Raw genomic sequence first — 12,291 nt, forward strand, 5'->3', positions numbered from 1 at the left:
GGGGTATTCGGCCTGCAACCGACGGTGGTTCGTATAGGAGTTGTCGGCTTCACGCCCGCCGTAAACAGCGGGATTCTCGCCTTGAAAAAAGATAGGCCCGCTCTTCCTCACACGTCTCTGCTCTTCTCTTACCATCGAATGGTGAGACCAGCATCCGCCTGCTGACTAAGCGACAGACCGCGATCATGGGCGGCGGTTTCCCGCGGTAAGGGCGTTCCCCGTGCACGTACCTCGCAACCGACGCCGCGGCCGGGTGCGACTCCGTCGACGAACGGCGTCCGCTGGATGGCCTCGTCAACGATCACGTGCACGAGCTGCTCAATGAGTGCCGCCACCGTCAGCTGGGATCGATGGGTAAATGAACACGATCCTGTCCGTTGGATGTGGATCGTTACGAAACGGAACGGGCGCGACGGGCGCGAGTTCATACTGAGAACGGATCGTCCTTTCGGGCCTGTACTGCCCGAAATCGAGGACTTCAGATCGGGGTCGTAACTGCGACTCGCGCCACCAAGAGCGATGAGTCTCGAACCAATCGACCCGGAAACAGCCGTAGAACTGTACCTCGCCGATCGCGAAGCCGAGGTGGCCAAAGCAACGCTGTACTCGCACAGCTCCCGTCTCGGTCACTTCGTTCGCTGGTGTGGTGAAGAAGACATAGACAACCTGAATGAGCTGAGCGGACGGAGCCTTCACGCGTATCGTCTGTGACGTCGTCGCGAGGGTGACCTCGCGCCCGCGACGGAGAAGACCCAGATGGACACGATTCGCGTCTTCGTGAAATGGTTAGAGAGCATCGACGCCGTCGTCGACGATCTCCATACGAAGGTGCGGTCGCCCGTGTTGCGAGACGGGCAGAACGTCCGCGACGTGATGCTCGAGTCCGATCGTGCTGAGGAGGTTCTCGAGTACCTCTCGAAGTACGAGTACGCGTCACGTCCTCACGTCGTGATCACGCTGATGCGAACTGGCGCGGTCCACTCGCTCGACGTCGACGACTACGATCCGGAAGGGCGGTACATCGCCGTCATCAACCGCTCAGAGACGGGAACGACGATCAAGAACGGTACCGATGGAGAACGGTTGATCGCGTTATCGAACGAGGTGTGTCGGTTGCTCGATGACTGGATCTCGAATCGACGGCCCGATGTTGATGACGAGTTCGAGAGACGACCACTTGTGTCGACATCGAACGGGCGAGCACATCGATCAACGCTTCGAGGTGATTGCTATAGGTACACAAGGCCCTGTATTTCCACTGGAGAGTGTCCCCACGACCGTGATCCAGACGATTGTGACGCGATGGTGTATACTGCCGCGTTTGACTGCCCCTCAAGCGTCAGTCCACACGCCCTTCGACGTGGTGGAATCACTCACCACCTGAACAATGATGTTCCGAAAGACGTCGTCAGCGATCGTGCGAACGTGACACCGGGAGTTCTCGACGAGCACTACGACCGACGGAGTCAGCATGAGAAAATGGAGCAGCGCCGAGGGTATCTCGACAACATCTGAGACGCGCTCGCCGATCACTGTTCGTCACTGCCCATTATAATATACTCAAATATGATATTCTAGAATATGATTATTCAGAATATTTTTATTCTACAGTCACTAACTCGTCGCCATGGTAGACTTCGTGAACCGGTCGGAGGAACTGGATCGACTCTACGATCTCTTCGACTCGGGGAGCGCAGACCTTGCGGTCGTGTACGGGCGGCGACGGCTGGGGAAAACGAGACTCGTAAAGAAGGCGCTTGAGAGACAGGAGAACGCAGTCTTCTATCAGGCACGACAGAAGACGCGAGAGCTCCAACTGGAACAGTTCATCGAGGCCGCAGCCGAGACGTTTCCCGGCATCGAAGACATTCGTCCCGACTGGGAGCGGCTATTCAGGTATCTGGCCGATCAGAATGCAATCGTCGTCCTCGACGAGTTTCCGTACCTGATCGAACAGGACGAGAGTCTTCCGTCAGTGTTACAGGCGTTGTTCGATCACGACTTCGACGAATCGGAGACGACGTTCGTTCTGGTCGGATCGTCGATCAGCATGATGGAGGAAGCAACGCTACTCGGAGACAGCCCGTTGTACGGCCGGACGTCCCTCACACTTGATATCCGTGAACTCTCGTTCGACGCCGCGATGGAGTTTCTCCCGGACGATGCGACAGCGGACGAGGCCGTGCGTGCGTGGAGCGTGTTCGGTGGCGTTCCCTACTACCTCGAGGAACTCGACGCGGATCGATCGTTCGGCGAGAACATCCAGCAGACGGTGCTGACCCGTCACGGGTCACTCCGCAACGAGCCGGAGCACGTTCTTCGTATGGAGCTGACAGAGCCGACGCGCTACTTCTCGATCCTCGAAGCGATCGCCGGCGGGGCGACCGGACGGAACGAGATCGCCGGTGTGACAGGTATCGACTACAACCAGCTATCGACGTATTTGGATCGACTCTCTCGGCTTCGGCTTATCGAACGGCACGTGCCGGTGACCGAGAAGCCGGAGCGATCCAAGCGAAGTCAGTATCGGCTGCGTGACCCCTTGTTCCGGTTCTGGTTCCGGTTCCTGTACGGGAGTTCAGATCGCTACGACCAGTTCGGCGACAAGGCCTACGAGCGACTCGTCGAACCGGAGTTGGCCGACTTCGTCGCTCCCGCCTTCGAACAGCTGTGTTGTGAGGCCCTGTGGACGCTGTACGATGAGACACCGATCGTCGATGTCGGACAGTGGTGGTATCAGGACCACGAGATCGACGTCGTCGGGCTCACTGACAAGGATACGCTCGTCGTCGGCGAGTGTAAGTATCAGGAATCGCCACTCGACTACAGCGCACTAGGCTCACTGGAGGCGCACGTCGAGGAACTCCGGTGGCAGCCGTCGGGCGGTGGCACGCGAACCGTCGAATACGTGCTGTTCTCCCGGAGCGGGTTTACGGATAGCGTCCGCGAAGCCGCTGCCGGACGTGACGATTTACGTCTCTATACGATCGACGACATCGTCGCCGTGCTCGGAGAGTAGTTACTCTCCAAACGCTATCTCAACAAGACTGATCAAGTATCGAGAGAGATTGCTACTCCAACGAGACAGTTTTTTGCTAATACCGAGGAGATCTATATTGAATGGTGGAGCCGATCTTAAAATGGGCGGGTGGGAAGCGCCAGCTTCTCTCAGAGATCACGGCGCAGTTTCCGATCTCATATGAGGCGTATCACGAACCGTTCGTAGGGGGTGGCGCTGTCTTTTTTCATCAGGATCCTGACGATGGGACGATAAACGATCTGAACACGCGGTTAACAACGTTTTATGAGATCGTTCGAGACCGACCGGACGCCCTCATTGCCGAGAACAAAACACACGAGCATACGGAGGAATACTACTACGACGCTCGCTCGGAGTTCAATACGCACCTTACCCAGTCGACTCTAACACAGGACGAGAGGGTTCGAGAGGCGAGCTTACTATTATACTTGAATCGGACGTGTTTCAACGGATTGTACCGGGAGAACAGTGATGGCGAATTCAACGTCTCTTTCGGACGGTATTCAAATCCAGATTGGGTACAAGAGCAGCGGATTCGGAAGGCATCACGTGTTCTCCAAGACACAGTAGTTTTTAATACGGATTTTAGCTACGTCGTCGATGAGGCTTCTAGTAGCGATCTTGTGTATTTTGATCCGCCGTACGAACCGGTGTCGAAAACCGCGGATTTCAACTCATATCAGGCGGCTGGATTCGATCGAGAGGACCAACGGCGGCTTCGTGATGTCGTCATAGAGCTCACAGAGATGGATGTTTCCGTGATTCTCTCTAATTCGCCGCCGGTTGTAGAATTATACGAGGGCTACGACGCGTTCTCGGTCAGGTACGTAGACGCCACTCGTGCGATAAATAGTGAGGCCAGCAGTCGTGGGGAAGTCTCGGAAGTACTCATTACAAACGTTCCACCAGATGAGCAACGACGAAAGACCCTCTCCGACTTTACAGAATGAGTCGTCGAAAATCCCTCAGCGTGGCGTCGAGGCTAGAACGTATTGTTGCTGGGCTCCTCGACCGCTCGTAGTGATTTCTGGAAGGCGAACGAGCCACTGTCCGACGGTTCGGGCACGTCGACGAGTGGTTGAGTCCGAGAGATCTGTTTCGGCAGCGAGGATCTCCGTAATATCACTTCGGGAGAGAGTACCGTCTACTTCCAGCTGAGCGTATACGCGGGAGATGATCTCGACATCACGGATCTGTTGTGTGAGTAGATCATCTGCGGATTCTCGATTGCCACGATCGAGGTACGTGAGGTATTCCTCACCGAGGCGAGTGAGTCCCCAACGGCGGATCGTGTGGTTGTCGACTTCGACCTCCTGTTCTTTGTGGAGAAACTGGAGAAGCCACGCGGCAATACCGTAATAATCCGCTTGCCTCGGATCAAACGAGTCCGTATCTGTCTGTCTTCGGACGTAGTCTGCGATATTGGATTTAGTGTCGGAACCCACTCCAACCGCCTGGATGACAGTGCGTATCACCTCAAAGTTGTCCGCCTGTGGTACTTCTAGTGACGGAATCGTGTCGGTGCGCTCCGGCTTCTCGAACGCGCTCCAGAACGTGGGATCGAGTTCGTATGACTCGTCGTCTGTAACGACGCCGATACTGCTCTCGATCATGATGTCCGTGAGCCGGTCACCGTCGATCAACCGAATGAAATCTTGGTTTGCGCTTGTCTCGGCGCCAGACGTGAACGAGGATGTCGTGATCACCGTTCCGATGTGATACTGTTGCTCTGAGAGTGCGCCTTTAAATCCGCGGAGGGTGCGGGCTCCGACGGTGTTCCCAGTAGCATATTGTTTCGCTTGAATGCCAAGCCGTGCGTGGAACAGTTCTCGATCGATGACCGCGTGAATATCGATTCCACCATCGCCACGGAACGGCGTTAGCTCAAGTTCACGAGTTGGCTCCGCACGCTCGATCACCATCTTACAGAGCTGTTCAAACTGCTCGTGGTCAATCTGTAACCCCTTATCAAGCAGTTCTTCTTTTACCGTCGATACTCTCATTCAGGATCGAAGTTCTCACGGCTGAATAAAAATCCTCTCGCCAAAGCGACCAGTATGTTACAGCGGCTGGATCAATCTTTGGTTGAGAAATCTAGCTCCGAATACTCGTACGTGTAACACTTGATCCCGTTCTCCTCACAGTGCTTCGCAAGCTCTCCCGGCGATACGTCCTCCTCCTCGACATCACCCAAGAATGCGACTGTCACGTTGTCATCGCCACGCTCCCCAGAGTCTTCCACCACGACGGCTGTGTTTGGATCGTTATGGCTGGTCTTGATTACCTGGTCTCCCGATACATACGGGTTCTCCGCGAATGCGAGATTCTCGTGTTTGTACGTCCAGAGCTTGACGTCCTGGTCGTCACAGTACGACGCGAGGATCGCGGGGTGGTAGTCGCGCCACGCACCCGGTCCTTCGTCGAGCGAACTCGGGAACGCGACCCGCACAGCTTCCCCGTCCATTTCGTGTCCAAACGCCCCAGTGTTCTGCTCCGGGGGCAGAACCTCGACGACGATCCCCACCGACGGCTCCGAATCCCCGGCCTTCACCACTCGATCTCCCGGTGAGAACGGATTCTCTGGCTTCTGATTCATGTGAGCGGTATTGGGCCCGAGATCGAGCAGCTCGTTCATCGGTCGAGCCGCGAGGTGGTCGAGCTTCTCCGGGGAGTCACCGGAGAAGGCCGCCTCCGTTTCGACCTTCGACTTCAGGGTCTCGAGGCGCTCCCACCCGAGTAGCATCAAACTGTCTTCGTTGTCCCGGTGCCAGACCATTACCACTATGTCGTCGTCGGGATCGCGCTCAACCAGGGACTGAGGAAGAAAAGCAGAGACATCTCGTGAGGATTTCACGTCGACCGTGTAGCCGAACACCTCGAAATCGTGTCCGGAGAAGCTCTCGGGGTTACACCGTCGGATCGCCTCCTCGTTTTCCCACTCCCACATCTCGACGGGGAGGTACTCGCGACAGAACTGTTCGAACGCGAGCTCGCCGAGGTTACCGATCCGCTTGACATCTAGGTCGTCGGCTCCCTGAATGACCGCTTGGTGGTGGGCTCGCTCGTGATCGATTTCGTCCGGGGTGAACCGATACATCAGTTGAGTATTAGACACCGGACAGATATATTTTCAGTATGAAATATCAAATCAAAGAAAGAGAGGGCGAGGGAGCGTCATGATTCCGGCCCCGACGAGAGCGGCTGGTTAATCGTGAAACCTCGAGCTAGACTGGCCTAGCACGACGAAACCACCAACCACCCAAAGGACTTTATCCCGACTCCGTCAGGTGTATTTCACGAACCGCACGAAGGCGACGACCCCCGTCACGCTGCCTGACGAACTCAAACCCGTCACTGGGGGTTCGTTTTATATACACCCGGCCGCCGTCCTGTCAATTTGCCCCGTCAGAAAACGGAACGGGCGCGACGGGATTTGAACCCGCGGCATCTTGGTCCGGAACCAAGTGCTCTGTCCGCTGAGCTACGCGCCCTCACGAACGCGTATTCCGGGCGAGCGTTTAACGCTTCTGACTCCCGGTGTTCCGGGTCAAGCAACGACACCCGAGCACCCCAACCGGACATCGATATCAGTTCTGGTATTTTGTGGGCGCTGGTTTATATACACGCACTCGTAGACGGGAACGAGTCGAACGATGACCCTGCGACCCCGCGACCAGACACGCCCGACGAACGACGCCCCTCCCACCGACAGCGACCGCTTCCTCGCGACGGTCGCCGTCGATGGCGAGGTGACGTTCGCCGGACCGTCGGTGCCGGGAGTGCTCGGGGTCGATAGGGGGACGTTCACGGGAAGCGACTTCCTGGAGTACGTCCACCCGAACGGCCGGACAGCCGTCTCGGACGCGCTCTCGGCGGTCGCGACCGACCGCCGAGTCACCCACCGGCTGCGACACGCGAGCGGCGGCTACGTCTGGGTCGAGTCGGTCGTCGACGAGGCGCTCGCGCCGGCGTTCGAGGGGCGCGTCGTCACGAGCCGACGGGTCGATGTCGACGGGGCGTTCCCGGACCGGTTCCGGGAGTTCCTCGAGTACGGTACCGACATCGTCACCGTCGTCGACGCGGACGGGCGCGTCCGGTACGAGAGCCCCTCGGTCGAGGACGTGCTCGGCTACGAGCAGGGGTCGCTCGTCGGACAGTCGCCGCTCGGATACGTCCACCCGGAGGACCGCGAACGCGTAACGGAGGGGTTCTATCGGGCACTCTCGGATCCCGACACGGCGGCGGCATCGTTCGAGTACCGCTACCGAACCGCCGACGGCGACTGGGTCTGGCTGGAGTCCAGAACCCGGTCGCTCCCGGACGACGCCGTCGGCGAACTGGTGATCAACTCGCGGGACGTGAGTGAGCGGAAGCGCCGCGAACGGCGGCTCGCGGACCGGAACGAGAGACTCGACCGGTTCGCGAGCATCGTCTCGCACGACCTCCGGAATCCCCTGTCCGTGATCCGTGCGTCCATCGAGATGGCCAAACACAAGGACGACCTCGACCCCCTCGACCGCGGCGAGCGGGCGGTCGACCGGATCGACCAGCTCACGACCGAGCTCCTGACGCTGGCTCGCCAGGGGGACGGCCTCGTCGAGCCGACGGAGTTCTCGCTCGAAGCCGTGGTCCACGACGCATGGGAGGTTGCGGGGACGGCCGACGCCGACCTGCTCGTCGGCGACGATGCAACGATCCGCGGGGATCGGAGCCGGATCCAACAGGTGTTCGAGAACCTGTTTCGGAACAGTGTGGAACACGGTTCCACGAGCAACCGGACACAGTCCGGAGACAGCGTCGAGCACGGCTCGACTAGCAGTCGGGCAGAGCCCGACGACAGTGTGGAACACGGTTTCACAAGCGAAACGTCGCGAACCGCGGGCTCGATGGCGGATTCAGCCGCGCCGACGATCGCCGTGACCGCGACGGACGGCGGGTTCATCGTCGCCGACGACGGTCCCGGCATCGACCCGGAGAACCGGTCGGACGTGTTCGAGTCCGGGTTCACGACCAGCGACCACGGAACCGGATACGGCCTCGACATTGTCCGCGAGATCGTCGAGTCTCACGGCTGGCGGGTCCGCCTCGCGGACCCCATGCCCGAGGCGGCGGACGACGGTCCCCGCATCGACCCTCCAGCGGACCGACCGGTACACGGACGCGCCCTGGCTGTCGGGGGTGCCTGCGACGACTTCCGGCCGAGCGGCGCGTGCTTCGTCGTTCACGCTCCGACGCCCTCGGAGATCGACCGATCGGAGCCGTGGATCGCTCGGTGAATCCCGACATGTCGGCAGCCGGTGGTCGGACAACCGCGCCATCGTGTGCGCGGGCGACCACGGGCCCGGGACCGTTCCCTGTGGCGCGTCGGCCCGCCGCGTTTATTCCGTTCGGCACCGAAACCGGGCCGTGACTCCCGTCGAGGCCACGATCCGGCGTGCCGAACGGGGCGACTTGCTCGATGTGGTTCGGATCGAGCGGGCGTGTTTCGACGACCCGTGGCCGTACGACGCCTTCGAGCGGCTGGTGGACGAGCCGGCGTTCCTCATCGCCGAGCGCGACGGGCGCGTCGTCGGGTTCGTCGTCGCCGACGTCACTCCCAACGCGGGTCGCGACATCGGACACGTGAAGGACCTCGCGGTCGCCCCCGACTACCGCGGCCGGGGGATCGGCCGCGCGCTCCTCCGGTCGGGACTGGCACGGCTCCACGCAGGCGGCGCGGCGGTCGTTCGATTGGAGGTCCGCGAGGGCAACGAGGCAGCCAGATCGCTGTACGCCGACGAAGGGTTCGAGCCCGTTCGGCGGGCGACTCGCTACTACCGGGACGGCGAGGACGCGCTCGTGCTCGTCGTCGACCTAGCGGAGTGGGTGTCCGGCGAGTCGACCGGGTGACACCGATCGACTGGCAGACATCGATCGACTGGCAGACATCGATCGGCCGATTGATACCGACCGGTGGGGCTCGCCGCCCGCCGCCTGTCGCCCGTCGCCTGCCGCTCGCCACCGGTCGCCCATCGCCTGTCGCCCGCTGCCGCGAACCGGTCCCGCCTTCCGCTTTTGACAAGGCTTAGTGCTCGGGGGGAAAACGGGTTGATATGAGTTCGGTTCCCGAGCGGTCCGATATCGACGAGGCGTACAAGTGGGACCTCGAGAGCGTCTTCGAGGACGACGAGGCATGGACGGAGGCGTACGAGGCACTCGCCGACCGTCTCGACGAACTGCGGGCGTACGAGGGCCGCGTCACGGAAGGGCCGGAGACGCTGCTCGAGCTGCTCGAACTTCGCGAGGACGTGTTCCGCGATCTCGCCCGCGTCGTCACGTACACCCGACTTCGGAGCGCCGAGGACACCCGCGATCAGGAGTACCAGGCCATGGCGGCGAAGGCGTCCTCGCTACAGTCCGAGGCGTCGAGCGCGACCTCCTACTTCGAACCCGAGCTCCAGTCGCTGACCGAGGCGGAGGTCCAGGAGTTCATCGAGGCGGAGCCCGAGCTGGCGACGTACGAGCACTACTTCGACGACGTATTGCGGATGAAACCCCACACGCGGTCGACGGAGGTCGAGGAGGTGCTCGCCGAGCTGTCGGAGGTCACCGACGCGCCGAGCGAGATCTACTCGATGCTGACGAACGCCGACATGACCTACGGCGTCGTCGAGGACCCGGACGGGGAGCCGGTGGAGATCACGCAGGCGAACTTCACGAAACTACAGACGAACCCCGACCGCGACTTCCGCCGCCGCGTCCACGAGACGTTCTACGACGAGTGGGCGGACGTCCGAAACACCGTCGGCACGTCGCTCGAGAAGGCGGTGCGCGAACACGTGACGAGCGCGGAGATCCGAAACTACGACAGCGCCCGAGCGGCCGCCCTCGACGGCACCAACGTCCCGGTCGAGGTGTACGACACGCTCGTCGACACCGTGGACGACAACCTCGACGTCCTGCACCGGCACGCGGAACTGAAGGCGGACGCGCTCGGCGTCGACCAGCTCCAGAGTCACGACCTGTACATGTCGCTAACGGGCGATCAGGGCCCCGACGTGGAGTATGACCAGGCGGCCGAGTGGGTGATCGAGGCGGTCGCGCCGCTCGGCGAGGCGTACCAGGAGCGGATGGCCGAGGGGCTCGACTCGCGGTGGGTCGACGTGTACGAGAACCGCGGCAAGCGGTCGGGCGCGTTCTCCTCGGGCACGTACGACACCCAGCCGTTCATCATGATGAACTACCAAGACGATGTCGCCTCGATGTACACATTGGCCCACGAGCTCGGTCACTCGATGCACTCCGAGCTCGCGGGTGACGCCCAGCCGTGGCACGACGCAAGCTACGAGATCTTCGTCGCCGAGATCGCCTCGACCGTCAACGAGACCCTCCTCACCCACTACCTGCTGGAGAACGTCGAGGACGACGAGCTCCGGACTCACGTGCTCGACGAGTACCTCGAACGGTTCCGGTCCACGCTGTTCCGGCAAACGATGTTCGCCGCCTTCGAACAGCGGATCCACGAGCGCGTCGAGGCCGGCGAGGCGCTCACTCCCGACGCCTTCGACGAGCTCTACGCGGACCTGAAAGGGTCGTACTACGAGCCCGCCGAGCTCACCGGCGGCATCGAGCGCGAGTGGCAGCGGATCCCCCACTTCTACTACGACTTCTACGTCTACCAGTACGCGACCGGCATCTCCGCCGCCGCCGCGATCGTCGAGCGCGTGCTCGAGGAGGGCGAACCCGCCGCGGCCGACTACCGCGAGATGCTGAAGGCGGGCGGCTCCGACTACCCGCTCGCGGTCGTCGAGCGCGCCGGGATCGACATGTCCTCGCCCGACCCGATCGAATCCGCGGTCGGGATCTACGACGGGTACCTCGACGAGGTCGCCGCGCTGCTCGATCTCGACTGACCGCGGTCAGTCGTCGAAGCCACTTATCAGGGTGACCACCCACTGTGCGGGGTCGCGCTCAGCTCTGACCTCCACCCGAGTCACCCATTTCACCCACTGGAAACCGCGCCGACCGGGCGCGACGAGCCGCACGGGCGCACCGTGGCCGTGTGCCAGTCGCTCCCCGCCGACGTGGGTGGCGAGCAAGGCGTCTTTCGCCTCCGCGAGCGGGAGACTCCAGCGGTAGCCGGTGACGGAGACGAACCGGACGTACGCCGGTTCCGCGTCCCCGTGTCCTTCGACCCCCTCGGCAGCCTCCAGCAGCTCGTCGACCCGGATCCCACGCCACTCCTGGACCGTGTACCAGCCGCTCGTGCAGTCGAGCAGCGCCTCCCGTTCGTCGTCGGCGTCGAGCGCCCCCACGGAGAGCTCCCGTGGCTCCGCGACGAGTCCCGTCACGGTCAGGTGGTAGTCGGTTCGGTCGATCGGGTCGGGGTCGTCGGCGACCCAAGAGGTGACCGGGAACGACCGGTTCCCGTCGCCCTCGCGGGGCTGGGAGCCGGTGAAGCGACGGGCCGCACCCGGCGTCGAGAGCAGTCGGTTGACCCCCTGCTGGAGCCGGTAGGTCACCGCGCCGGCGACGAGGAGGACCGTGTACTGCGCTGCGGTCCGCCGCCCCTCGAAGTCGACCCGGCGTGGGGGCCGGAATCGGGTGGTCGCGTGAAGGGCGACGAGTGGGACGAGTGCGAGCCCGAACCCGACGTGGACCGACAGCAGCGTCCAGTAGGAGATCCGGACATCGAGCCCGAACACCCAGAGGATCCCTGTCGAAAGCGCCCCGAGGGCGGCGACGAGCGTGAGCACCGAGATGGCGGTCGAGCGCTGCCACAGCTCCCGCCGCAACAGCCGGTGTCGCACCCGGAGGAGTTTGAATCCGATCAGGCCGACGATGGCGAGCCCCAGTGCCCGGTGGAGCCAGAACAGCGGCCAGCCGTCGGGAGTTCCGACAGTGAAGGAGACGAGCCCGGTGCCGACCTCCGCGAGGACAGCGACGAGGAGCGACCAGTCGACGAGCCGCGGCGGCGGCTCCAACCGCCGCCACGCGCCGGCGACCGCTTCGCGGAGCCGCATGGCGATCCCTCGAGGGACCGCGATATAAGCCTTGGCCGGCGACTCAGGCGACCGCCGATCCGACCGGCGATCGGCGTCCAGTCACCCGATCCGGTCCCCCGTCAGCGTGGATGTGATAGGTTTAAGTGTCTCACCAACGCATCATCGAATGCAACGCACGCACCGGTAGTGTAGTGGTATCACGCAACCTTGCCATGGTTGCAACCCGAGTTCAAATCTCGGCCGGTGCACTCCTTTCAGTCGTTTCCC

General features: G+C 61.9%; 8 protein-coding genes, 2 tRNA genes and 1 pseudogene. 7 read left to right on the forward strand and 4 right to left on the reverse strand.

The genetic code is table 11. The annotated features are described in order from the left end of the window. Positions 1–519 precede the first annotated feature (519 nt). From ACFQEU_RS06120 to ACFQEU_RS06130, 3 genes and pseudogenes are all read left to right on the forward strand, one after another. A pseudogene (locus ACFQEU_RS06120) lies at positions 520–1,515 on the forward strand (tyrosine-type recombinase/integrase). Between the two features lie 112 nt (positions 1,516–1,627). Next, complete coding sequence (locus ACFQEU_RS06125) at positions 1,628–3,019, forward strand: ATP-binding protein (protein ID WP_379780303.1); 1,392 nt, start codon at positions 1,628–1,630, stop codon at positions 3,017–3,019. Between the two features lie 101 nt (positions 3,020–3,120). Further along, a complete protein-coding gene (locus tag ACFQEU_RS06130; protein WP_379780305.1) occupies positions 3,121–3,990 on the forward strand; it encodes a DNA adenine methylase in 870 nt (289 codons plus the stop codon). Between the two features lie 15 nt (positions 3,991–4,005). Here the strand turns inward: ACFQEU_RS06130 and ACFQEU_RS06135 are convergent, their stop codons facing one another. The 3 genes from ACFQEU_RS06135 to ACFQEU_RS06145 form a co-directional block, all read right to left on the reverse strand. Then, on the reverse strand, positions 4,006–5,043 hold the full coding sequence (locus ACFQEU_RS06135) for a restriction endonuclease (RefSeq protein WP_379780307.1): 1,038 nt from the start codon (positions 5,041–5,043) through the stop codon (positions 4,006–4,008). Between the two features lie 71 nt (positions 5,044–5,114). Then, positions 5,115–6,137, reverse strand: coding sequence for a DUF7961 domain-containing protein (locus tag ACFQEU_RS06140; protein WP_379780309.1), 1,023 nt, complete (start codon positions 6,135–6,137; stop codon positions 5,115–5,117). A 321-nt stretch (positions 6,138–6,458) separates the two neighbouring features. Next, positions 6,459–6,531: transfer RNA gene (locus tag ACFQEU_RS06145), tRNA-Arg, on the reverse strand. A 162-nt stretch (positions 6,532–6,693) separates the two neighbouring features. Here ACFQEU_RS06145 and ACFQEU_RS06150 point away from each other — a divergent pair. The 3 genes from ACFQEU_RS06150 to pepF all read left to right on the forward strand — a co-directional run bounded on the left by ACFQEU_RS06150 (position 6,694) and on the right by pepF (position 10,932). Continuing rightward, complete coding sequence (locus ACFQEU_RS06150; protein ID WP_379780311.1) at positions 6,694–8,316, forward strand: PAS domain-containing protein; 1,623 nt, start codon at positions 6,694–6,696, stop codon at positions 8,314–8,316. A gap of 130 nt (positions 8,317–8,446) precedes the next feature. Next, the gene (gene rimI, locus ACFQEU_RS06155) at positions 8,447–8,929 is read left to right on the forward strand and encodes a ribosomal protein S18-alanine N-acetyltransferase (RefSeq protein ID WP_379780314.1); all 483 of its coding nucleotides are present in this window, start codon (positions 8,447–8,449) and stop codon (positions 8,927–8,929) included. A gap of 203 nt (positions 8,930–9,132) precedes the next feature. Then, positions 9,133–10,932 (forward strand): oligoendopeptidase F, encoded by a 1,800-nt coding sequence (gene pepF, locus ACFQEU_RS06160; protein WP_379780316.1) that lies wholly within the window; start codon positions 9,133–9,135, stop codon positions 10,930–10,932. A 6-nt stretch (positions 10,933–10,938) separates the two neighbouring features. On the opposite strand, the gene ACFQEU_RS06165 is transcribed toward pepF, so the two are convergent. Continuing rightward, positions 10,939–12,042, reverse strand: coding sequence for a molybdopterin-dependent oxidoreductase (locus ACFQEU_RS06165; RefSeq protein ID WP_379780318.1), 1,104 nt, complete (start codon positions 12,040–12,042; stop codon positions 10,939–10,941). Positions 12,043–12,201: 159 nt separating this feature from the next. Here ACFQEU_RS06165 and ACFQEU_RS06170 point away from each other — a divergent pair. Then, positions 12,202–12,272: transfer RNA gene (locus ACFQEU_RS06170), tRNA-Gly, on the forward strand. The last annotated feature ends 19 nt before the right edge of the window (positions 12,273–12,291 follow it).

The organism is Halorubrum tibetense, assembly GCF_042661865.1.
In the GTDB taxonomy this organism is placed as follows: domain Archaea; phylum Halobacteriota; class Halobacteria; order Halobacteriales; family Haloferacaceae; genus Halorubrum; species Halorubrum tibetense.